The sequence below is a fragment of the Phocaeicola barnesiae DSM 18169 = JCM 13652 genome (assembly GCF_000374585.1).
Taxonomy (GTDB): Bacteria; Bacteroidota; Bacteroidia; order Bacteroidales; family Bacteroidaceae; genus Phocaeicola; species Phocaeicola barnesiae.
The window spans coordinates 1-23,568 of sequence record NZ_KB894650.1; the positions used below are offsets into that span (position 1 = coordinate 1).

Sequence of the window (23,568 nt, forward strand, 5' to 3'; positions counted from 1 at the left end):
CCCTTTTGATTAACATAATTAAGTTTTGGCCGCGTAGCTCAACTGAATAGAGTAGCTGACTACGGATCAGCCGGTTACAGGTTTGAATCCTGTCGCGGTCACGAAAATCGCCTATAGCATTTCTGTTATAGGCGATTTTTATTTCTATTACTTGATAACCAAAATTGGAATATCCGAATGGAACACCATTCTTCGAGCTATACTCGGATTGAATAAACGGGCAAATACATTGCGCTTGTAGTTAGTGATACCTAATACATCAATCTGCTGGTCTTTCACATACGAATCCAGATTGGCAAGCAAATGATCTTCTGGAATCAGGTGATAATCGATATTCAGCTGCGGGTATTGCTTTTTGAAATATTCCCGGATTCCAGCCAGTTTGATTTCATTCCACGTCTTGCGCTGCTCGTTTGAATTCAGATGAATGAATGAGATATCAAACTTATAATTCTGGAAGGTTGTAATAAGTGAATCAAAGGCAATTAAGTCTCTCTGGTCAAAATTCGTGATGAATGCCACCTTATGGATAGCTCCGAAATGAACAAGTTTCGCGTTTTTAGGAATCGCATATACGAATACTGGACTGCGGTCTATCACTTCGGCAGTTACGCTTCCTATCAGTTCCAAATCCTTTTCTCCCTGCCCTCTGGTACCCATAATGATGATGAGCGGACGGTTCTCACGGGCATATTGTAGTATCTCCTCTTCCGGAACTCCTTCACGAAGCAGACAGGAAAACTTCACATCCGGCAATTTGCCCAACTGAATTTCATCCTTCAATGTATTGGTCAACTTGGTGAGCTGTTCATGGATGCCATCCAGCATGTTTTTAATGCCCATATCAGGCTCTACAGGCAATCCGTAGCCTTCTATAGCGTACTGGAGGTTCGGAAGGTAAATCGGGCTAAAATAGACGTGCATAAGGACAATTTCGGCATGTATTTCAGCTGCGAAATTGAATGCGAATTCACATGCCTTCTGCGAATAGCCGGAAAAATCGACAGGAACCAGAATTTTCTTCTCACGGTGATGGTTGTCCGGAACCTGTTCTTTAACCACGTCATCGGCCAGCCAGGTAGAACTCTCGATAATCTTCAACGCACGCGGAAGGTCACTTTCCTTGATGCGGATACGTACACCGGAAGATATCACAGGTTGGATGAGATTCACGTTGTGGATATATGCTTCGATTCCCTCGCCTTCGAGCACATTCTTCAATATCTGAGCCTTCGAATAGGTCAGAATAGCTAACGTAACAAGTTTATCTTCCATAACACAGAATTTAAAGGTGAAACAATATAAAGCAAAACATTCCAATCAACGATTTGGATGACCGTCAATTGGAATGCTTACGTAACAATATAAATTATTCCTTTTCTATCAAGATTGCTGTTCTTTCAGAATAGCCATTGCTTTATCAAGCACTGTTGTGTCATCCAGCATGACAAGACCGCCATCAGGTCCCGGTTCCAAATGAATACCTACACTCTTACCCTCCTTGAAATTCTGACCGCCGAAGAAATTACGTACAGTTTCAACATCTATATTCAATTCATCGGCGATGCGATGCATGCTTCCGGCAGGTAAAGCGTCTTTGATTTTGCGGAGTTCGTTAAAAGTTATTGTTCTGTTCATAGTAGTCAATTTTTAATGGTTTAACAGATTTGATTCATAATCTCGTTCTAAAATTAACGAAAGATTACGACTGGACAAAAAAATCCTTTATTTTTTTCAGAAAAAAACGCCTGTCACTAGAAATATAAAGCCTTTGCCTGAATCATTCCGGCAATAATGGCATACAGATATGTCAAGAGCAGCGTGATAAATAAGATACGGATGTCATTGATGGTATATCCGGTTGACGTATATTGGTCAGAGATGTATTGAGGCTGGTCAAAGTACCGTTTAGCTATATACCTATAACCACAATAAACGACAGCACCTACAATACAACCTTCCAACGCTCCGCACAAGATATCACCGGGATAATGTACTCCCAAATAGATACGGGAATAAGAAGGGATAATTGCCCATAAAAACATCATCACTGTGGCTCCCCAGTACCGGAACAACAGTGAAATAAAAACCGCTACGGCAAACGTATTTGCGGCATGGCTGGATATAAATCCATACAACCCTCCCCTATAAGCGTTGACTGTATGGACCAGATACATGATTTCAGGATCCCGGGTCGGACGGAAACGCGCGAAATACGGTTTACAGACCCCGGATGCTATCTGATCCGCCAAAGTTATGGTTAAGGCGAGCATCAGCAAAATCGTACATGCATGCCCTATCTTATTGTTCTTTAATATGATATACAGCAGTACAGCGCCTGCCGGGATCCATGTAGAAGTACTGGTTACTGTCCACATGAATCCGTCCCAGAACAATGAATGACTCCCATTCAGTTCCAGAAGCAATGCCTTATCGGCTGCTATCAGCTGCTGTATATCCATATTCTGTTGTATTTCAAATCAATTCGATGGACTCGGTCTTGACCCATCCTTTATTACCATCTTCCAGACGTACTTCCTTCCATTCCTTCATAGAATTGTCTTCTACAAAGACTTTAGTTCCCTCATGAAGCACAAACAAATCGGTTCCGCTCTCATTCGGGGTACTCTTAACAGACACGGTAGGTGCCATAATGATGGCTCCTGTACGGTCTATCAGCTCACTCTTCTGTTTGGAGGCACAGAAATTGGCACAGATACTCACGAACAGGCAGACCAACCCGGCGATGAAACCGATTTTCTTGACCAACACACGGTTCCCAAAGATATAGAATACCGCTCCAATCAAGAAAAGGATAAATGAAGCAATGCCTAATCTCGCCCATGCACTTTCACCCATCAGATTGACCAAGGCCTTTCCCCATGTCAGGATAAAGACCTCATGCGTCGGAGTTATCTGATCGGTAGTCTTTCCACGTGCCATATCCAGATTAAACCGGATATCCGCATCACCTGGATTCAACAACAATGCACGTTCATAGTTAAGGACAGCCTTCGCAATATCCTTGTTCTTATAATAGCTATTACCCAAATTGTAATAGATATCTGCCGACTCACCATCTGTTGCCAGAATCTCTTCGTAAAGTTTGATTGCCTGTTCAAACTGATTTTCCTGATAAGCCTTATCAGCTTCAGCCTTGGTTGCAGCATGAACCATCTGAAAGAAGCCGATCAAGCATACCAATATGATTGATAATTTTCTCATGTTTTCCTCTCCTATCCGTTAATGTTTAATGCTGTTTTCCATCTTGCTGATAACGTTGATGGCAGAAGTATATACCTTGTCCATGGCTTCACTTTCATCTCCCGGAGCATAGCGTGCGAACTCACATTGGTTCAATGCATCCAGGAATTCCTGGATAAGTTCAGCAGAAACTCCGTATCGGGTCAATTCTGCCTCGATATTGTCTTTCGACAGCTGAGATACCGGGATGCTCAGTTTGTCACTGGTGTATCCCCACAAAGCCTTCAGTACTTCATCGTAGAATTCATTCTTCTTGTTCTCTGCCAACAGTTTACCTGCCAACTTCATACGTTTCGTAGCAACCTTATTGGCTTTCTTGGTCTTTACCTTGGCTACGTTGGCGTTTTCGATAGCCTGTTTCCGGTAAATGATGACAAAGACCACGAACAACAGGAATGGAATCACATACCACAGATAGCAGGCAGTAGTTCCGAAGAAGAAGTCGCCCCGTTGTTGCAAGTTTGTATCACCTAACTTGATGAAACGGATATCTTTGGCCAACATCTTGACACTTTCCTTATTGGTAAAGTCTGCGATTACCTGATCGGCATTACCTTCCCCTTTTTCTACCGTCAGCTGATAAGCTTCGGTCGTCAGTGTCTTATACGAACCGGACTTCAAGTCAAAATAAGTAAATTTCACCGGAGGAACGGTAAAGTTTCCGGCATGACGCGGAATAGCCAGGTATTCAATGGTCTTTGTACCGCTCAATCCGGCAGTCGTCAGTTCAAACTGGTTGTCCACTTTCGGGTCGTAGACTTCAAAATCCTGCGGGAATTTGATTTCCGGCGAACTGATAAGTTTCATGTTACCGGTACCGTTGATAACCAATTTGATGGTTATTGCGTCGTTAGTCTTTACTTTCGTGGAATTGATGCTGGAAGAGAGCGTGAAAGTTCCTACTCCTCCCGAGAAATCCGCCGGCTTAGACGGAAGCTGTTTGACATCGATAGTCAGTTTCGGAGCAACAATCTTCTTGTTTACTTCCACATATCCGCCTCCATTGAAGAAGGCATCAAACGGGTCATCCGAAACGGTCTGTTGGGCAATAACCGCATCGAAAGTGATGGCAGGGATTTCCAGCTTACCGGTCTGTTGCGGGAACATCACGTATTGGCTCCACACCGTCGTGTTATAATTACGCCCTTTATAGTGTTCCAATGAAAAGACCTTCTGTTTGGACAAAGGTATTTCCTGCGTATAAAAACTCTTCAGGTCAGGCATATCTCCACGCAACTGACGGAGATTTACCAACGTATATACCTTATATGTCAACAGGATAGCCTCCTGTTCGTACACCGTTGTCTTACTGGCAGTTGCTGTAATGAACAGGTCATTGGCCGTAATCTGTCCACCGGCCGACTGCGCCCGGGAACGTGTAGAGCTTCCCCCTTGTGAATTACTACTGGAAGAGCCCTGCTGGTCTGGTGGAAGCACCTTGATGCTGATTGCATTCGAAAAGACCTTTTCACCATCTACCTCAATGCTGGCTGCAGGAATATTGAAAGTACCCTCTTTGGTAGCCATCAGGATATAGGTATAAGTTACAGAACGGCTGGAGGACACTTTTCCGTTAATAATCTGTGTACTGCTTTGCTGCGAGCGGCTCGGTCCCATCAGAACGTCGAATCCGCTGATGGAAGGTGCACGGAAATCCTTCACATCCTGGGTGTTGATGGTAAAGGTCAACCGGAACTGGTCGCCCGAGACAACCGTATTGGGCGCATCAGCCTTGAAACGGATACCGTCCGCCGCCAGCATCTGCCCCCACAGGATTACCATCCATAATAAGAAGACTATTCTTTTCATCATCTATCGTTGTTTATTTTAATTTGCTACACTCATTACCAGTCTTTATCCAGCTTCTTACCTTGAATCTGAATCTGTTTCTTGACCTTATCCTGTACATTCTTTTCATCCTGCATGGCTGCATTCAGCAATTGCTCGGCATTCTCCTTCGACATTTCATTCTGGTTCTGCTGTTGCTGCTGATTGTTCTGCTGCTGGTCTTTCTTATCCTGATCCTGCTGGTCTTTATTCTGTTGCTGTTCGTCCTGTTTCTGGTCTTGCTTCTGTTCCTGCTGTTTGTCCTGATTCTGGTTCTGCTGCTGGTCTTTCAGCTGCTTCTGAGCCAATGCCAGGTTGTAGCGGGTTTCATTGTCATGAGGATTGTTTCTCAGCGACTCCTTGTAGGCCTCGATGCATTCAGGCAGCTTCTTGGAAGACTGAAGTATGACGCCCATGTTGTGATAAATCTGAGCCAACTTCGCTTTGTCTTTCTCCAACCGGGAAGCAGCCTGGTATTGCTCCATCGCTTCCTGGGCCTTCTGCTGCATCAGCAAGGCATTTCCCAAGTTGTACATTGCCGCAGAAGATTTCGGATTAACTTCCAAGGCCTTCCGATAGTCTACTTCCGCCTTTACAAACAGACTGTCTTTATATAACTTATTACCGCTACGCAGATAGTCACGGTCGGTCTTCTGACCGAATGCAACTGCCGAGACAGTCAACAGCATCAGTAAAATGAAATATCCTTTCTGTAACATACTCATTTCTGTTTAAAGAGATTCACATTCTTGAATAACGGATTCTTGCGATTCAGAATCATCAGTTCGGCTGCCAACAGCAACAGTGCCAACCAAGCCAGCACCTGGAACTGTTCATCAAATTCGGTATAGACCTGAGTCTCTACATCTGCCTTGGCCAATTTGTTGATTTCGGCATTCAACGCCTTTTCGGCATTGTTCGTATTATCTACACGGACATAGATACCGCCTCCTGCCTTGGCTATTTCCTGACACATCTGTTCATTCAAACGGGTTACGATGACATTTCCGTCCTTGTCACGACGGAACTCGTTCGAGCCCTCTACCGGAATCGGAGAACCGTCCGGCGAACCTACACCCAGTACAAAGACACGGATACCTTTCTTGGCAGCGGCCTGTGCAGCCTCGATTGCTCCCCCTTCGTGGTTCTCACCATCGGTTATCAGCACAATGGCACGGCCTACCCCTTCATTCGGAGTAAAGCTCTTCATAGCCAAATCAATGGCTCCTGCAATATCTGTTCCCTGCGTAGAGATCAGTGAAGGAGTGATGCTTTCCAGAAACATCTTTGCCGAAATATAGTCGCTCGTAATAGGCAGCTGCGTAAAAGCTTCACCGGCAAATACAATCATGGCCACCTTATCGTTATTGAATTTTTCCACCAGACGGGAAATCAATTTCTTCGATTTGTCCAGACGGCTGGGAGTAACATCTTCGGCCAGCATAGAGTTCGATATGTCAAGTGCCACAACGGTCTCGATACCCTGACGTTTCACTGTTTCCATCTTTGAACCGAACTGCGGACGGGCCATCATAAAGATAATCATGCCCAATGCGGCAAGCATGAGCCAGAACTTTACATCCGGACGATATTTAGATACATCCGGCATCAGCTCTTTCAGCAGTTGCGGGTCGCCATACAGCCGGAGTCTCTTCCGGCGGCGATAATTGGAATAGAAATAAAACGCTGCCAATACGGGCAGGACAATCAATAAATACAAATATAGCGGTTCTCCAAATCGAAACATGACTTCTAATTTTAAGGGATTTTCTTCAATACAGTATTCCGCAAAAGGATTTCCAGCAGCAGACACAAGAAAGCCACCAAAGCAAATGGTGCGAAGGCTTCCTCACGCTTGCTGAATTCTTTCACGTTCAACCTTGTTTTCTCCAGTTTATCAATTTCTTTATAGACTTCTTTCAGTTTCGAGTTACTGGTTGCGCGGAAATAATTACCGTTCGTAGTACCTGCAATCTGAGTCATTGTCTTCTCATCCAGCTCTACCGGTATCTGCACATACTGCACACCGGCATAGGTAGGCATCGGATAAGGTGCTGTTCCATTGGTTCCTACACCGATTGTATAGACACGGATACCGAATTTCTTGGCAATCTCTGCCGCTGTCAGCGGAGAAATATCTCCCATGTTATTGACACCGTCAGTCAGCAGGATAATCACTTTCGATTTGGCCTTGCTATCCTTCAATCGGCTTACAGCGTTTGCCAGTCCCATACCTAAGGCAGTTCCGTCATCAATCATACCTTGCTGAACCATGTCGCAACTTACATTACGGAACAGATTCAGCAGCACGCCGTGATCTACAGTCAACGGACACTGAGTGAATGCTTCACCCGCAAATATACTCAGACCGATATTGTCGTTCGGACGGCCATTGATGAACTCGGAAGCTACCTGCTTAGCCGCCTCGATACGGTTCGGCTTCAAGTCCTCGGCCAACATACTGGTAGAGACATCCACCGCCAGCATGATATCAATACCCTCTATCTCTGTATTCTGCCAGTTGTCTGTAGTCTGAGGACGGGCCAGCACCAATACAATCATCACGAACGTTACGATACGCAGCAGAAAAGGAGCATGAAGAAGATAAATCTTCCAGCTTTTCGGCGCGTTCATGTACATACGTGTGGTAGAGACCTGCATACTGGGTTCCATACGTTTCTGGCGCATAAAATACCAGATGATGTAAGGTATCAGCAGCAAGAGCAAAAACAGATATTCAATGTTTGCAAAAATCATGATTTCTATTTTTAAGCGTTAAAAGAAGAGGTTGATAAGATGGCGAATAACATAATACAACGCCACGCATGAGCCGACAGCTGTTACTGCAATGCTGCAAATCAACATGATACGTCCTTGTTTAGAGCGTTTCTCTTCCACCTTGATTTCGGTAGGTTCTTTCTTGACGTTCGGGTCTTCTTCCACCTTGGTCTGATTGATGAATTCTACCGCGTTCACCAGATTCATATCGTTGATATTCATCAGCGGTGCATATTTGGCAAACTTCACCAGATCGGCAGTTTCAAACAGAAGTCTCAGGTCCTTCAAGGAATCTTTATCCTTTTCACGTAGCAGACACTCAATGATTTCAGAAGAAGTCATTTCCATGGCATTGAATCCGAAACGATCCTTGATATAGGTACGGATGACATCCGTCAATTCTGTATAATAGAGTTTCGGATCAGCCTTCTGCCAGGTCTTGTCAGCCTTGATGGCTTCAATCTTCTGCATGGCTGTCTGATGCGGCGGCAACTTCGGCTGAATCTTGATAATCTTGATAATAGGCTTGTTGTTGCGGTAGCGTATCACAAAGAAAACAGCTACAGCACCCAATACCAACATCGCAATCAGCGCATAGACCAAAGGCGCCAGATCCTCCCATGTCAACGACACTTCCTCGATGTCCTTCGGACCGAAGAACTGGTCTGGATGCAACGTATCTACAGGAATGGAATAGACCTTCAGTGCCAATGCCTTCGAACGGTAAGGCTGATTGTTTACCAGCACCTCAAACGGAGGCAGGTAATACAACGCCGAATCAAACGAAGTAATGGTATATTCCTGAGAAATCAGCCAACGCTTGTTATCGTTCAACAATTGTGTATCCGGTTTGGCGATATCAACGACTTCGACCCCCGTTACCAATGTATCGCGTACAACCGGCAGCCGCAGACGTTGGTTGGCGTCCATACTTACCTGAAGGCGGACTTTCGTCTGCTCACCGATAAGCAACTGCAACGAATCGATGGTTGCTTCCACCGTAACCTGAGCCTTCACTCCAGTTGCAGCAAACAGAAACAGCAGCAGACATCCTACTGTCCGGAACCACTTCTTGCCATTACAATATAATAAGGTATATTTCATGTCATCATCAATTTCGTTTAGCAAATAAGTTGAGCAATGCCTTCACATAATCCTCGTCGGTACGCACAGACACCGCATCCACATTGCTGTGGGTGAACGTTTCATTCAGTTTCTGCTTGCGATCGACCCACCAGGCATGATGAGCATTCCGTAAAGCCTTTGAAGAAGTATCTATCCATTGTTCGTGTCCGGTTTCGGCATCGCGTACACGCATCAGACCGACATCCGGGAGTTCCTCCAACCGTTTGTCGTATACCTGAATAGCCACCACATCATGCTTCCGGTTGGCTATGGTCAGTGCATTCTGATAATCGTTGTCATCGATGAAATCACTCAACATGAATGCCGTACAACGCTTCTTCAAAACATTCGTCAGATACTCGATCGCACACTGTATATTGGTACGATTACTTTCCGGTTGGAAATCAATCAGTTCGCGGATGATATACAGGATATGTTTACGTCCTTTCTTCGGCGGAATGAATTTTTCGATCTTATCAGAAAAGAATATGACACCGATCTTATCGTTGTTCTGGATAGCAGAAAAAGCGATGGTTGCGGCAATTTCTGTCACCATATCCTTCTTCATCTGTTTGATGGTACCGAAATCCAAGCTGTTGGAAACATCCACCAGCAACATCACCGTCAGTTCACGTTCCTCTTCAAACACCTTAACGAACGGTTTGTCAAAACGGGCTGTCACATTCCAGTCGATATCACGTACGTCATCACCATACTGATACTCGCGCACTTCGGAGAAAGCCATACCCCTACCCTTGAAGGCCGAATGATACTGCCCGGCAAAGATATTGCTCGAAAGTCCACGCGTCTTGATTTCTATCTGACGGACACGCTTTAAGAGTTCACTAGTTTCCATTCTGTTCTTTCTGAATATATAGTTAAGCGGTTATCCTTTGACGGATATCCCTACGATTAATGTGTCCGGCAGCAGAGAAACCTAAGTTTCACTTCCGCCGAACCTACGTTTCACGATGGTGAAACATACATTCCACAAGCGTGGAACATCAAGAACTTACGTAAGTTTAGGGCACTTCAACCTTATTCAGAATCTTGCTGACGATTTCTTCGGAAGTAACATTCGTTGCTTCAGCTTCGTAAGTCAGTCCGATACGGTGACGCAATACGTCGTGAGCCACAGCACGTACATCTTCCGGAATGACATAACCACGGCGCTTGATGAACGCATAGCTACGGGCTGCCAAAGCCAAGTTGATAGAAGCACGCGGAGAACCTCCGAAACCGATCAGTCCCTTCAGGTCTTTCAGGTCGTACTGTTCCGGATAACGGGTAGCAAAGACGATATCTGCAATGTACTGTTCAATCTTTTCATCCAGATAAACCTGACGCACCACTTTACGTGCTTCCAGGATATCTTCCGATTTCAGAATCGGGCGGATATCAATCTTTTCTCCAGAAATATTCTGACGGATAATCTTCTTTTCTTCTTCCAGTTTCGGGTAATCGATAATTACCTTCAGCATGAAACGGTCCACCTGAGCTTCCGGAAGCGGATAAGTACCTTCCTGCTCAATCGGGTTCTGGGTAGCCAGCACAAGGAAAGATTCGGGCAGGCGGAAAGTTTCCTTACTTAAAGTCACCTGACGTTCCTGCATGGCTTCCAGCAATGCACTCTGTACCTTTGCCGGAGCACGGTTAATTTCATCGGCCAATACGAAGTTTGCAAAGACAGGACCTTTGTTGGCGATGAATTTCTCTTCTTTCTGACTGTATATCATGGTACCGATCACATCGGCAGGCAGCAAATCCGGAGTAAACTGGATACGGCTATATTTTGCATCAATCAAAGAAGCCAAGGTCTTGATGGCCAATGTCTTCGCCAAACCAGGCACACCTTCCAGCAGGATATGTCCGTCTGACAACAGACCGATTAACAATGATTCTACAAGATGTTTCTGACCCACAATCACCTGGTCCATGCCGGTCATCAAGTTAGTAACGAATGCACTCTGACGTTCTATGCGTTCGTTCAATTCACGAATGTCAATAGCTTCAGCCATAATTTCTTTTCTATTTTAAATATTCCAATTTGTTTCTTTATACTGCTTTTTCGGACACTTTATCTTAAAAGCACCCCAAAATTAACGCATTCGATTAACAGGCACAACTAATTTTTATTAAAAAATACATGTGCCATTCTCCTTTTAAATCTAATTGAACTAAAGAAATCTAAATTTACAGATTCTGTACAGATTTCTTTACCGCCGTCAGTTTTTCGGAGATAATTTCGGTATCTGCAGGACTGTACCTACAGGAACATTGTCGGGATTCTTGATAACCTTCCGGTTATGACGGACGATGTAAGGCCACAATTTCTTGTTACCGTAATATTTCAAGGCTACCTTCACCAAACTTTCACCGTTCTGCAACGTATAGGTATCCATCGTTCCAGTAATGGTATACTCCATGGTATCGGCCAAGGTTTCCCGCTTTACGGCCTGTGGCTTTTCATCCTTAACAGGTGCTCGAGTCTTCACGACCGGAGCCGCAGAAGAGACAGTCGGTAGAGTCACATGTACCGGTTTCTGCTTTACAACCGAATCCGGTTTCTGCCTGCCAACCGAATCTGCTTGAACAGTCTCCATGGCAGCAAGTGTGTCCAGAGTCTCCTTCTTTTCCGTACTTTTCGGAAGCAGTATGGCATTGTTCACCTTTTTTTCTGAGATCAATTCCCGTAAAAGTGCTTCAGGAATATACCTTCTTCCTGAGAGCAGTGCCCAAATGATACCTCCACCTATTAACACGCCAACCAATAAAATGGTTGCATACATGCACCAAGGAAGCTTGCTTCTTTCTTCTTTTTGTATTTTTTTATCAGAACTGTCTAACGGGATTTCAGACAGGCTTTGAGAACCATGCTCTGTTGCCGGCACTACTTCCGGAACGACTTCCTTCTTCTCAGCCTCCTGACTGACAGGCTCTTCGTGGGTTTCTGATTGGGATGCATCATCTGCTTCGACGGATGATTCAATTTGTGGAATATCAGCATTCTGAGATTCCTCTTTATCCACGACAGGAAGTTTTTCTTCCTCAGTTCCCTGCACATCAGACAAATGATTCTCTTCATGGTTCTCTTCCGAAACGGGTGTTTCAGGCTCAGTGAGCGATGCGTCATCCGGGCTGGTCTGTTCAATTGATTCATCGGATAAACGCTCTTCCTCTTTAAGAACAGATTCTTCACCCGGCAAATCCTGTTCGCCTGTGTCGGCAGCCAAAGCACCGGAATCGACAGATTCATCGGTACCGACACCCTCCTGTTTTTCTGTATCCAGAAGACTGTCGGATGCTTCTCCGGTCTTTTCTTCTTCCGGTAGTTGCTCCTCTCCCTCTTCATCCATATCCTCGAAATGAGTATGCTCATTCAGGATGACAGTTTCAAAATGCGCGAAAGGTTTGTTGATACTGTCCCGCATCGCCACATCGGGAGTAAAAGTAATTCTCGAACGCCCCTGCGTCCCGGTACGTTCCTCACTCTCTTCCTCATCACTTCCTCGGGAATCTGTCTCGATACGCTTGAAGGTTCCCAATCCTTTCACCTTGATGTATTTATCTCGTTCCAAGGCACGACGAATCAGTTCGAAAAACGCTTTCACGAACGCGTCAGCATCTTTCGGGTCCATCTGATGCCGTTTGGTAAGTGCTTCTATCAGATATTGCAAGGTTAACTTTTCATTCATCGGCAGAGGTGTTTGTCGGATAGTCTTTTAACAGAGAATCGGGGGTAAATGTCAGGACCAGTTTAGGAGGAACCAGCAGGCGTTGTTTCGTCATCGGATTGATAATGATGCGTTCCAACCGTTTCCTCACCTCAAACCGTCCGAACCCTTCGACTGAAATCAGATTACCTTCTTGCAGTTCCTGGGTCATGATGTCAACAAGAGATGCCACCAATTGGGTGGCATCCTTGTTCGTATATCCTAAACTCCGTGATAATTCGCCTACGAATTCCTTATTGTTCATAAAAACGACACTTACTAAATCAAATCAAAGACGCATACAGGTCGAAATCATCTGCATCGTATACACGAACCTGATAAAAGTGACCGATCCTCAGATGTTTTTCCCCTTCTTTTATCAGAACTTCCGGATCGACCTCCGGAGAATCGAATTCAGTACGTCCGATGTAATACTCTCCTTCTTTCCGGTCAATCATGACCTTGAACTCCTGACCGATTTTTACGTGGCTCAGTTCGGCTGAGATTTCCTGCTGGATGGCCATCAACTCATCCAACCGTTGCTGTTTAAGCTCATGCGGAATTTCATCCTCGTAATGTTCGGCTGCATAGGTCCCTTCTTCTTCCGAATAGGCAAAAGCACCCATACGGTCAAAACGGACTTTCCGTACAAATTCCTTCAGTTCTTCGAAATCGGCCTCCGTTTCTCCTGGATGTCCCACCATCAAGGTCGTACGCAGATGAATACCGGGCACTTCCCTACGGAATTCCTCTATCAGCTGATAAGTCTCTTCCTTCGTCACATGGCGGCGCATTTTCTGCAGCATGTTATCGCTGATGTGCTGCAACGCAATGTCCATGTACCGGCATACGTTCGGATGTTCCCGCATCACACGGAACAGTTCTTTCGGGAAATGAGCCGGATATGCGTAATGCAACCGGATCCACTCTACACCCGGAATAGCTGCCATCTGCTCAATCAATTCAGGAAGCATCTGCTTCTTATACAGGTCTACACCATAATAGGTCAGTTCCTGCGCAATAACCTGGAATTCCTTGACACCTTCGGATACTAGCAGACGGACCTCGTCCAGAATTTCTTCCATCGGACGAGATATATGCTTACCGGTTATGATAGGAATAGCACAATAAGAGCACTTACGGTCACACCCTTCAGAAATTTTCAGATATGCGTAATGTTTCGGAGTAGTCAGATGGCGTTCAATGGCATGGTCAGCCTGATAAGTCTTACCCAAATCGGCCAGCAGTTCATTCCAGTTGAACTTTCCATAAAATTTATCTACTTGAGGGATTTCTACCTTCAATTCCTGCAGATAGCGTTCTGAAAGACATCCCATGACATACAGTTTCCGGAGCTTGCCTTCTTCCTTAGCCTGGCAAAATTCCAGAATCATATTGATAGACTCCTCCTTGGCATCGCCGATGAAGCCACATGTATTGATGACAGCTATCTCACCCTGAGGATTTTCGCTATCGTGAGTTACCTTGTAACCGTTTGCTTCCAGCTGTTTCATCAGCTTCTCGGAATCAACCAGATTCTTCGAACAGCCCAAGGTTACGATATCAATTGTATTTTTTCTCATTTATTATCTGTTCCGAATAATGAATCGACAAATTCGCGACGGCGGAAAATCTGCAGATCTTCCATACCTTCTCCCAGTCCGATGTATTTTACAGGAATCTTGAACTGGTCAGAAATACCGATAACTACCCCACCTTTTGCAGTACCGTCCAGTTTGGTGATGGCCATGGCATTCACCTCCGTAGCCAATGTAAACTGTTTGGCCTGTTCGAATGCATTCTGTCCTGTAGAACCGTCCAGTACCAGCAATACTTCATGTGGAGCTTCCGGTACAACTTTCTGCATGACTTTCTTGATTTTTGTCAGCTCGTTCATCAAACCGATCTTGTTATGCAGACGTCCTGCCGTATCAATAATAACGACATCCGCATGATTGGCAACTGCCGAACTCAATGTATCGAAAGCAACGGATGCAGGGTCTGATCCCATCTTCTGCTTAATGACAGGTACCCCTACACGTTCGCCCCAAATCACCAATTGTTCTACGGCAGCGGCACGGAAGGTATCAGCAGCACCCAAATAAACGGATTTACCCGCTTTTTTGAATTGATAGGCCAGTTTACCGATGGTAGTGGTTTTTCCGACTCCGTTTACCCCGACTACCATGATGACATAAGGCGTCTTATCGGCAGGTACATTGAAATCATCCGCATCTACAGAGTTGTTTTCCGTCAATAAGGCTGCAATTTCTTCCCGTAGGATATTGTTCAGTTCTTGCGTATTGACATATTTATCTTTTGCCACACGTGCCTCAATACGTTTGATGATTTTCAGCGTAGTTTCTACACCAACATCCGACGTGATCAAGACCTCCTCCAGATTGTCCAATACTTCATCGTCGACTTTCGATTTTCCGGCTACAGCACGCGCGATTTTACCAAAGACGCTCTCTTTCGTCTTGGATAATCCTTTATCTAAGGTCTCTTTCTTTTCCTTCGAGAAAAAACTAAAAAATCCCATACGCTTGTGTTTATTATCTAATTATGACACAAAGATATAACTAATCTTGTATACAGACAAAAAAAAGTTCCTTTCATTCACGCATGAAAGGAACTTTTTGTGTAGCATATACTTATATCTACTAGATTACTTCTTGAAGAATTCCTGTACTTTTTCGTTAGGAACCATCTGTTCATCGAAGATGTAAGCACCTGTTTTCGGAGACTTAACCATCTTGATAACCTTAGTATAAGAACGGCCTTCTTTACCTGTCTGAAGGGTTGCGACTGTTTTCTTTGCCATGGTCTATATTATTTAATTTCTTTATGTACTGTTACTCTTTTCAAAATCGGATTGTACTTCTTCAGTTCCAATCTTTCAGTTGTATTCTTTCTGTTCTTAGTGGTAATGTAACGAGATGTTCCCGGCATACCGCTATCCTTCATTTCTGTGCATTCAAGAATTACTTGTACTCTATTACCTTTAGCTTTCTTAGCCATAGTTCTTTTCTCCTTTTAATTAACCAATAATTTTGATAGTTTTCCAATCACAATAACCTTTGGCAACTGCTTCATTCAGCGCTGCGTCCAGGCCTTTCTTGTTAATAACTCGCAAGCCGTTAGCACAGATATTCAGGCTAATCCAGCAATCCTGTTCTACATAGTAGAATTTCTTAGTAAACAAGTTCACATCAAAAGTTCTTTTTGTTCTTCTCTTAGAGTGTGAAACATTGTTGCCAATCATGGCTTTCTTTCCGGTAATTTGACAAATTTTCGACATTTCTATCTAGTTTTTATAGTTTTATTCATGGTTCTCTCAAACGGAGTGCAAAGTAAGCGATTTTATTTTTAATAAACAAGTTTTTCACAACTTATTTGCACTTTACTGTTCATTTTCGTTGTTTTGAACCAATTCAAGCAGTAATTGGAGTGCTTTTATGGTTGCAGCCTGGATATTCAGGTCTCTTCCGTTATCTTCGCTCAACTTGGCAGTCAAAATTCTCTTTTTATCACCTGCAGCAACCCAAATGGTTCCAACTGGCTTTTCCGGAGTACCTCCTCCAGGACCGGCAATGCCTGATGTTGCAATTGCATGATCGGTACCCAAGGTGTCCATGGCACCCTGCACCAGTTCCACCACAGTTTCTTCACTGACAGCCCCATGAGTCTCAAGCGTTTCCGCTTTTACTTGCAGCAGATTCCGTTTGACTTCATCTGCATACGCTACAATGCCGCCTTTATAGAAACGGGAACTACCAGGGATAGCAGTTATGATGGCCGCCACATGTCCAGCTGTACAGCTCTCTGCAGTAGCCAAAGTAAAGCCTTCTCTCCAGAAGATCTCACTTATTTCCTTACTGAGTGTTTTAGTTTCTACTGACATAAATTTATCAATTAAGTTATTTAATGGTTACCCGTGAATATGCGGGTTTATCTATCGAACAAAAATCTTTATCCAGGAACTTGAAATAGCCTGTTATGGCAATCATGGCAGCATTGTCGGTCGTATAACCGAATTTAGGAATGTAAATTTTCCATCCATATTTCTGCGCGTGTTCATGAAAAGCATTTCGCAGCCCGTTGTTGGCAGAAACGCCTCCGGCAACAGCCACCTCATTAATACCGGTGTCTTTTACAACCTTCCGCAACTTGTCCATCAGGATATCTACAATCGTATGCTCCAGAGATGCTGCCAAATCCGTTTTATGGTGTTCTACAAAATCCGGATCTTCCTTTACCCAATCTCTCAACGAATACAAAAATGAAGTTTTCAAGCCACTGAAACTGTAATCATATCCGGGGATATGAGGTTTACTGAATGAAAATGCCTTTGGATTTCCCTGACGGGCCAACTTATCAATAATCGGACCTCCCGGATAACCTAATCCCATCACCTTGGAACATTTATCAATGGCTTCTCCGGCCGCATCATCGATGGTTTGTCCCAAGACCTCCATATTATTATAGGCGTTTACCCGAATAATCTGTGAGTTTCCACCTGAAACCAACAGGCAGATGAAAGGATAATTCGGTTGATTATGGTCGTCTTCCGACTCTTTGATAAAATGCGCCAAAACATGGCCCTGCAAATGGTTCACTTCAACCATCGGAATATCCAAGGCACGCGCAAAGCCTTTGGCAAAAGAAACTCCTACCAGAAGTGAACCCATCAGTCCTGGTCCACGAGTAAATGCCACAGCGCTCAGCTGCTCCTTCGTCACGCCGGCTCTCTTTAAAGCTTCGTGAACAACCGGGACAATATTCTGCTGATGGGCACGTGAAGCCAGTTCCGGAACAACACCTCCATAAGCCTCATGAACCGCCTGACTGGCTATGACACTTGAAAGCAATACGCCATTCTTTATAACAGCAGCCGAAGTGTCGTCACAGGAAGATTCAATACCCAATATAATTGTATCCATGATTTTCTTTTTTAGTAAGTCAAAATTTCGAGTCCGTGTTCAGTCATTAAGAACGTATGCTCCCATTGTGCAGAAGGTTTTTCATCTTCGGTCACAACTGTCCAGCCGTCCTCTTCATCAATAAAGACTTCCCATGTCCCCATATTAATCATCGGTTCAATAGTGAAGACCATACCCGGAACCAGCAGCATACCTGTACCTTTCCGTCCGAAGTGCTCTACATCCGGTTCTTCATGAAACTCAAGGCCTACTCCATGCCCGCACAAATCACGTACAACTGAGAAGCCATTCTTTTTGGCATGCTTCTCAATGGCATTACCGATATCACCTACAAAGCCGAAAGGCTGTGCGGCCTGCATACCGATTTCCAGACATTCCTTAGCTACACGCACCAGTTTCTCTTTTTCCGGGGTTGTCTTTCCGATAATGAACATACGAGAAGCATCCGAGTAATATCCATCCAGAATAGTAGACACATCTACATTGATGATATCACCTTCTTCCAGAATCTCTTCTTCTGAAGGAATGCCGTGACATACCACTTCATTAATGGAAGTACATACACTTTTGGGGAATCCTTCATAATTCAGCGGAGCCGGAATAGCTCCGTGGCTGACGGTATAGTCATACACCAACTTGTCTATTTCTGCCGTACTCATACCGGCATGAATTTCCTGAGCGACAAGATCCAGCACCCCTGTATTGATGATACCGCTTTTACGGATGCCTTCAATCTGTTCTGGAGTCTTGATCAGTTTACGTGACGGAACCAAATGACCTTTATTCTGAAAATAAAGTACCTTCTTGTCCAGTTCCGTCAGTTCAGCTCCTTTCGGAACTCTCCAGTTTATCTTATTTCTACTCATAATGACTATCAAACTTAATCTGACGTGCAAAGTTAGCAGAAAAAACAGAATATTCCGTCACAGAAAGACAAAAAAGTAACATCTTTTGGATAAAAAGAGCCGGTCCAAGCCCTACAATCTTCTCCCAAAGAATAGTCCTCATCCATAGCACACATCAGATAATCTTTGTCACGGTTACTCCCGGAAATTTGTGCATCATCAGAAGCAGTAAGCCTTCCTCGTTCATTTTCTTGGCTTTAATCACCATGCTTACCCGATAAAGTATTTGTCCAGCCCCCAAAGGAGTCTCCTTCATTTCGTATGAAACGACAATATAGTTCCGGTCATTGAAGAAAGCTGAAACATCCGAAATGATATCACGATTTTCTGTATTGAATTCCAAAACCAGGTTGCGCATCCCCAAACTTTTGAAAAAGTGACTCAAAAGCTCCAGACCGACCAGCGCCAACAAAGTAGCCGTCACGCCAATAGCATACATACCGGCACCAATCGCCAGTCCAATTCCACCTGTCGCCCAAATGCCGGCAGCAGTGGTAAGCCCACGAACAACCTGCTTCTGCAGAATAATAGTACCTGCCCCGATAAAACCGATGCCACTGACCACCTGAGCCGCGATTCTACTCGGGTCCAAGCGTACCAAATCCGCTTCAAGAACATCCGTAAAGCCATATTGAGAAACAATCATCATCAGACAGCTTCCTAGGGCAACCAAGAAATGAGTCCGATATCCAGCCTCTTTGGCACGATACTCACGCTCCAGCCCTATCAGCACTCCCATGAGTCCGGCGACCAACAAACGCAATGCAAAATCTCCAAACAACTCCATCTATCTACATTTTATAAGCGTTCAACATTTTCATTCACCAACAAAGTGAATCTCACGAAAAATACGAAAAATTTTGAATATTATACTATCTTTGCACCACGAACTTAATAAAAAAACTATGAAATATAAATTGCTCGTTTTAGACCTGGACGGAACACTGACCAATTCGAAGAAAGAAATCACCCCTAATACTCTTCAGACATTGACGGAAGCCCAGGAAAAAGGAATCAAAATAGTTCTGGCCTCCGGCAGACCGACATACGGTGTGGCACCACTGGCAGAAAAACTTCAGCTGGAAAAGTATGAAGGATACATCCTGTCCTACAATGGTGGTGAAATCATCGACTGGAAAACCAAAGAAATGATGTACAAGAACCTGCTAGACCATGCAGTCCTACCTTATTTATATGAGTGCGCCAAGAAAAACCAGTTTGCAATCCTGACATACGACGGCGAATACGTATTGACGGAAACCCCAGACGATGAATACCTCATAAAGGAAGCGAAACTCAATGGTATGAAAATCAAAAAAGTCGACAATTTTCTGGCTGCCGTCAAACATCCTATCGCCAAATGTCTGATTGTAGGAGACCCCGACCGCTTAGCTATCTTAGAGAAGGAAATGTATGAGCATCTGAAAGACCGGATGGGTGTATTCCGTTCTGAAGCCTATTTTCTGGAACTGGTACCTAAAGGCATCGACAAGGCCCAATCCTTGGCTGTATTATTGAAGGAAATCAACATGACAAAAGATGAAATGATTGCCATCGGAGACGGCTTCAACGACTTGTCTATGATTCAATTTGCTGGTTTGGGAGTGGCCATGGCGAACGCACAGGATATCGTAAAGGAAAGCGCCGACTACATCACACTGTCAAACGAAGAAGACGGTGTAGCTCATGTAGTACGTAAATTCATCCTTGACAACCAGTAAACATTCTCTATCAGTATACAAAACAAAGGCGTGTAAGTCATTCTATCATCAACTTACACGCCTTTTTATTTGTGTCCCCCGTACACATCAGTATTACGGGTGAAATATAAAGCAATTACTTCAAGATACCCAATTGCTTGAAACACTTGCTCAACTTGTCGATAGCGAAGTCAACCTGTTCTTTGGTATGGGTAGCCATCAACGCAAAGCGAACCAATGTATCTTGCGGTGCACATGCCGGCGGAATAACCGGATTGATAAACACGCCTTCATCGAAAGCCAGTTTAGTCACCTCGAAAGTCTTGTCAGTATCACGCACATAAAGCGGAATAATCGGACTTTCTGTGTCTCCGATTTCGAAACCAGCCTCACGGAATGAAGCCAATGCATAGTTGGTAATCTTCCACAGATTTTCCTGACGTTCAGGCTCTGTTTTCAAAATATTAAGCGCCTCAATAGCCGCAGCTGTTGCTGCCGGAGTGTTACTAGCCTGGAAGATATAAGAACGGGCATTATGACGCAACCAGTTGATGACATCCTTATCGCCGGCGACAAAACCACCGATAGAAGCCAATGATTTGCTGAATGTACCCATAATCAAGTCAATTTCGTCCGTCAAACCGAAATGGTCACAAACACCGCGTCCGTTACGTCCGAATACGCCCAATCCGTGAGCTTCATCAACGTAAATCGTAGCGTTGTATTTCTTCTTCAAGCGGACGATTTCAGGCAGATTAGCCAAATCACCTTCCATAGAGAATACACTATCCACTACAATCAGCTTCAACGCATCCGGTTCACATTTCTGGAGTTCCTTTTCCAAAGCCTCCATATCATTGTGTTTATACTTCAACTGGGTAGCAAAAGAAAGACGACGACCGTCTACAATTGAAGCATGGTCACGGTCATCGCAGATGATATAATCTCCACGGCCTGCCAACTGAGGAATGACGCCTTCATTTACGGTAAAGCCGGTAGAGAAACACAGAGATTCGTCCTTTCCTACAAATTCAGCCAGTTCCTTTTCCAGTTTAATATGGATATCCAGTGTTCCGTTCAACAGACGTGAACCTGCACACCCTGTACCATATTTACGGGTTGCAGCAATTGCAGCCTCAATAATCCGCTTGTCGTAAGTCAACCCCAGATACGAATTAGACCCAAACATCAGAACCTTCTTTCCGTCCATCATCACTTCTGTGTTCTGGGCGCTATCTATTTCACGAAAATAAGGATAGACACCCCGTTCCATATACATCTGAGGTGTTCTGAATTTACTCAATCTGTCTTGTAATAATCCCATATTCTAATTGTTGATAAGCACGCTGGCTTTTATTTATAGTTTTGAAATCTTATTTTCAATTTTTAAAAAGAACGTGCAAAGATAACAATTTCTCGGAACATAGCGCCAATCCAACTAAAAAAATCAACTTTATTGCCAAATATCGCTAAATTATATCTGATAAGACGGAATAAATAGTATTTTTGCAAGGCATTATGTAAGGCATACAACATGAACTCTAGACAACATATTACATTCATTGTAAACCCTATCTCGGGGACACATAACAAGCATATAATTCTGCAGCTTGTCGATGAACTCATCGACAAGGAACGTTATTCATATATTGTCCGAGGTACAGAATATGCCGGACATGCTTCCCTGTTAGCCGAAGAGGCGGTCCGTCAGCATGCTGACATCGTAGTGGCTATCGGCGGCGACGGAACCATCAACGAGGTGGGCCGTTCACTGGTACACACCAACACATCCATGGGAATCATTCCATGTGGTTCCGGAAACGGATTGGCCCGTCACCTGCACATTCCTCTCGACCCTAAAAAGGCCATTGACATACTCAACAAAGGATTCGTAAAAAAAATAGACTACGGCATCATTGACAGCCATCCGTTCTTCTGCACATGCGGAGTCGGATTCGATGCTTTTGTCAGCCTCAAGTTCGCCGATTCGGGAAAACGCGGGTTGGCTACTTACCTGGAGAACACCCTGCGTGAGAGCCTGACCTATAAGCCGGAGACATACACCATTGAGAACTCCTCAGGGACAGTAAGTTACAAAGCATTTCTGATAGCTTGTGCCAATGCTTCCCAATACGGAAACAACGCCTATATCGCCCCCCAGGCTTCGCTCACAGACGGCATGATGGATGTGACAATTCTAGAACCTTTTACCGTACTGGATGTACCGGCTCTGTCATTTCAGCTGTTCAACAAGACCATCGACCAAAACAGCCGCATAAAAACCATGAAAGACAAAAGCATCGTTATCCACCGGGAATCTGAAGGTGTCTTCCATTTTGACGGAGACCCCATCATGGGAGGAAAAGACTTGAAGGTGGAAATCATCCAAGGAGGACTCAACGTTGTTGCGCCGGAAAACCCACGGAACACCATGGAACCGTTCAGCCTGCTTCAGCATTTTACAGACTTCGTCGGCCAACGCCCAATCTCCAGTCTGATTGCGGCCCGACACAAACAATTCCTGCAGCTCAACCAGAACCTGCTCCGCCAACTCTCCAACAAGAAGAAAAACTGACTACAGCTTCAGATAAAAATCTTTCAGAAGCGATACATATTCAGGGCTATACACATGGCGGCTCACTTCGACGGTAAGATGTTCCTGCTCCGTCTCGTCTACAGCCTGCTTGACAAAGGTCATCAACACCCTTTTTGCCGGAATGTCAGGCTTGGTATGTACCCAAAGAACCCGTTGCAGATGAAGGCCTTCACGCAGACAAGAAGAAACAAAAGAAGTATATGCATCTGCCGGGAGTACCACTGAGAACATGCCTTCTTCATTCAGCAGGAAAGAGGCCGATTTAGCCAATGCCGGAAAATCGAGTTCCGCCGTATGCCGAGCCACCATCCGGCTCTTATCCGGACATTTCAGTGAATCGACGAAGTAAGGAGGATTTGACACAATACAGTCAAACGTTTCTTTCCAGGTTTGTGGAGCATTCTTAACATCCATCTGACATACGTCCACACGCTCCGGCCACGGTGAATCCGCCACATTCTCCCGCGCCTGTGCGACAGCAGACTCATCGATATCTATCGCTTCAATGCAAGCAGAGCTGCACCGTTGCGCCAACATCAAGGCTACCAGGCCTGTCCCAGTACCGATATCCAACACCTTGCATGACTTTTTTAGTGGCGCCCAAGCCCCCAATAACACGCCGTCCGTACCGACTTTCATCGCACAACGGTCCTGGGTTATCTTGAACTGCTTGAACTGGAAATAGGAATTTGCCATGAGTATTCTTGCTTTTATGCG

General features: G+C 44.6%; 26 protein-coding genes and 1 tRNA gene. 3 read left to right on the top strand and 24 right to left on the bottom strand.

Annotated features, from left to right (window positions below):
• Positions 1–27 precede the first annotated feature (27 nt).
• A tRNA-Arg gene (locus C510_RS0109040) sits at positions 28–101 on the top strand.
• Positions 102–147: 46 nt separating this feature from the next.
• On the opposite strand, the gene C510_RS0109045 is transcribed toward C510_RS0109040, so the two are convergent.
• The 22 genes from C510_RS0109045 to C510_RS0109150 form a co-directional block, all read right to left on the bottom strand.
• Positions 148–1,275 carry a universal stress protein gene (locus tag C510_RS0109045; protein WP_018711023.1) on the bottom strand — a complete coding sequence of 376 codons (1,128 nt, stop codon included), beginning with the start codon at positions 1,273–1,275 and terminating at the stop codon, positions 148–150.
• A gap of 108 nt (positions 1,276–1,383) precedes the next feature.
• Positions 1,384–1,638, bottom strand: coding sequence for a hypothetical protein (locus tag C510_RS0109050; RefSeq protein ID WP_018711024.1), 255 nt, complete (start codon positions 1,636–1,638; stop codon positions 1,384–1,386).
• Positions 1,639–1,754: 116 nt separating this feature from the next.
• On the bottom strand, positions 1,755–2,462 hold the full coding sequence (locus tag C510_RS0109055; RefSeq protein WP_018711025.1) for a phosphatase PAP2 family protein: 708 nt from the start codon (positions 2,460–2,462) through the stop codon (positions 1,755–1,757).
• Between the two features lie 13 nt (positions 2,463–2,475).
• Positions 2,476–3,177: a tetratricopeptide repeat protein gene (locus tag C510_RS0109060; RefSeq protein WP_425311419.1), complete on the bottom strand. Its 702-nt coding sequence runs from the start codon at positions 3,175–3,177 to the stop codon at positions 2,476–2,478.
• Between the two features lie 66 nt (positions 3,178–3,243).
• Positions 3,244–5,073 carry a BatD family protein gene (locus C510_RS0109065; RefSeq protein ID WP_025892272.1) on the bottom strand — a complete coding sequence of 610 codons (1,830 nt, stop codon included), beginning with the start codon at positions 5,071–5,073 and terminating at the stop codon, positions 3,244–3,246.
• A gap of 35 nt (positions 5,074–5,108) precedes the next feature.
• A complete protein-coding gene (locus tag C510_RS0109070) occupies positions 5,109–5,810 on the bottom strand; it encodes a tetratricopeptide repeat protein (protein WP_022340215.1) in 702 nt (233 codons plus the stop codon).
• A gap of 2 nt (positions 5,811–5,812) precedes the next feature.
• Positions 5,813–6,838, bottom strand: a complete 1,026-nt coding sequence (locus C510_RS0109075) for a vWA domain-containing protein (RefSeq protein WP_018711029.1) — start codon at positions 6,836–6,838, stop codon at positions 5,813–5,815.
• Between the two features lie 11 nt (positions 6,839–6,849).
• Positions 6,850–7,848 (bottom strand): vWA domain-containing protein, encoded by a 999-nt coding sequence (locus tag C510_RS0109080; protein ID WP_018711030.1) that lies wholly within the window; start codon positions 7,846–7,848, stop codon positions 6,850–6,852.
• A gap of 18 nt (positions 7,849–7,866) precedes the next feature.
• Complete coding sequence (locus C510_RS0109085) at positions 7,867–8,973, bottom strand: BatD family protein (RefSeq protein ID WP_022340214.1); 1,107 nt, start codon at positions 8,971–8,973, stop codon at positions 7,867–7,869.
• A gap of 7 nt (positions 8,974–8,980) precedes the next feature.
• Positions 8,981–9,850, bottom strand: coding sequence for a DUF58 domain-containing protein (locus C510_RS0109090; protein ID WP_018711032.1), 870 nt, complete (start codon positions 9,848–9,850; stop codon positions 8,981–8,983).
• A gap of 166 nt (positions 9,851–10,016) precedes the next feature.
• Positions 10,017–11,012, bottom strand: coding sequence for an AAA family ATPase (locus C510_RS0109095; RefSeq protein ID WP_018711033.1), 996 nt, complete (start codon positions 11,010–11,012; stop codon positions 10,017–10,019).
• Between the two features lie 207 nt (positions 11,013–11,219).
• Entirely contained in the window at positions 11,220–12,689 is a 1,470-nt protein-coding gene (locus C510_RS16375; protein ID WP_018711034.1) for an HU family DNA-binding protein, read from the bottom strand.
• Positions 12,682–12,972 carry an HU family DNA-binding protein gene (locus tag C510_RS0109105; protein WP_018711035.1) on the bottom strand — a complete coding sequence of 97 codons (291 nt, stop codon included), beginning with the start codon at positions 12,970–12,972 and terminating at the stop codon, positions 12,682–12,684. The genes C510_RS16375 and C510_RS0109105 overlap by 8 nt, the downstream gene beginning before the upstream one ends.
• Positions 12,973–12,991: 19 nt before the next feature.
• Complete coding sequence (gene rimO, locus C510_RS0109110) at positions 12,992–14,290, bottom strand: 30S ribosomal protein S12 methylthiotransferase RimO (RefSeq protein ID WP_025892273.1); 1,299 nt, start codon at positions 14,288–14,290, stop codon at positions 12,992–12,994.
• Positions 14,287–15,249, bottom strand: coding sequence for a signal recognition particle-docking protein FtsY (gene ftsY, locus C510_RS0109115; RefSeq protein ID WP_018711037.1), 963 nt, complete (start codon positions 15,247–15,249; stop codon positions 14,287–14,289). The genes rimO and ftsY overlap by 4 nt, the downstream gene beginning before the upstream one ends.
• 126 nt (positions 15,250–15,375) lie before the next feature.
• Positions 15,376–15,531 carry a DUF4295 domain-containing protein gene (locus C510_RS17115; RefSeq protein WP_018711038.1) on the bottom strand — a complete coding sequence of 52 codons (156 nt, stop codon included), beginning with the start codon at positions 15,529–15,531 and terminating at the stop codon, positions 15,376–15,378.
• An 8-nt stretch (positions 15,532–15,539) separates the two neighbouring features.
• A complete protein-coding gene (gene rpmG / locus C510_RS0109125) occupies positions 15,540–15,728 on the bottom strand; it encodes a 50S ribosomal protein L33 (protein WP_005841291.1) in 189 nt (62 codons plus the stop codon).
• Positions 15,729–15,747: 19 nt separating this feature from the next.
• A complete protein-coding gene (gene rpmB / locus C510_RS0109130) occupies positions 15,748–16,008 on the bottom strand; it encodes a 50S ribosomal protein L28 (protein ID WP_007569552.1) in 261 nt (86 codons plus the stop codon).
• Positions 16,009–16,110: 102 nt separating this feature from the next.
• Positions 16,111–16,611: a CinA family protein gene (locus tag C510_RS0109135; RefSeq protein WP_018711039.1), complete on the bottom strand. Its 501-nt coding sequence runs from the start codon at positions 16,609–16,611 to the stop codon at positions 16,111–16,113.
• A 16-nt stretch (positions 16,612–16,627) separates the two neighbouring features.
• The gene (gene tsaD / locus C510_RS0109140) at positions 16,628–17,650 is read right to left on the bottom strand and encodes a tRNA (adenosine(37)-N6)-threonylcarbamoyltransferase complex transferase subunit TsaD (protein ID WP_018711040.1); all 1,023 of its coding nucleotides are present in this window, start codon (positions 17,648–17,650) and stop codon (positions 16,628–16,630) included.
• Positions 17,651–17,661: 11 nt separating this feature from the next.
• A complete protein-coding gene (gene map / locus C510_RS0109145; RefSeq protein ID WP_018711041.1) occupies positions 17,662–18,516 on the bottom strand; it encodes a type I methionyl aminopeptidase in 855 nt (284 codons plus the stop codon).
• 154 nt (positions 18,517–18,670) lie between these two features.
• Positions 18,671–19,342: an MgtC/SapB family protein gene (locus C510_RS0109150; protein ID WP_018711042.1), complete on the bottom strand. Its 672-nt coding sequence runs from the start codon at positions 19,340–19,342 to the stop codon at positions 18,671–18,673.
• A 118-nt stretch (positions 19,343–19,460) separates the two neighbouring features.
• On the opposite strand from C510_RS0109150, the gene C510_RS0109155 reads away from it, so the two are divergent.
• Positions 19,461–20,276 carry a Cof-type HAD-IIB family hydrolase gene (locus C510_RS0109155; protein ID WP_018711043.1) on the top strand — a complete coding sequence of 272 codons (816 nt, stop codon included), beginning with the start codon at positions 19,461–19,463 and terminating at the stop codon, positions 20,274–20,276.
• A 115-nt stretch (positions 20,277–20,391) separates the two neighbouring features.
• Here the strand turns inward: C510_RS0109155 and spt are convergent, their stop codons facing one another.
• The gene (gene spt, locus C510_RS0109160; RefSeq protein ID WP_025892274.1) at positions 20,392–21,579 is read right to left on the bottom strand and encodes a serine palmitoyltransferase; all 1,188 of its coding nucleotides are present in this window, start codon (positions 21,577–21,579) and stop codon (positions 20,392–20,394) included.
• Positions 21,580–21,789: 210 nt separating this feature from the next.
• On the opposite strand from spt, the gene C510_RS0109165 reads away from it, so the two are divergent.
• Complete coding sequence (locus C510_RS0109165; protein ID WP_018711045.1) at positions 21,790–22,830, top strand: diacylglycerol/lipid kinase family protein; 1,041 nt, start codon at positions 21,790–21,792, stop codon at positions 22,828–22,830.
• Here C510_RS0109165 and C510_RS0109170 read toward each other — a convergent pair whose 3' ends face one another.
• Positions 22,831–23,547: a tRNA1(Val) (adenine(37)-N6)-methyltransferase gene (locus C510_RS0109170; protein WP_018711046.1), complete on the bottom strand. Its 717-nt coding sequence runs from the start codon at positions 23,545–23,547 to the stop codon at positions 22,831–22,833.
• Positions 23,548–23,568: the final 21 nt, after the last annotated feature.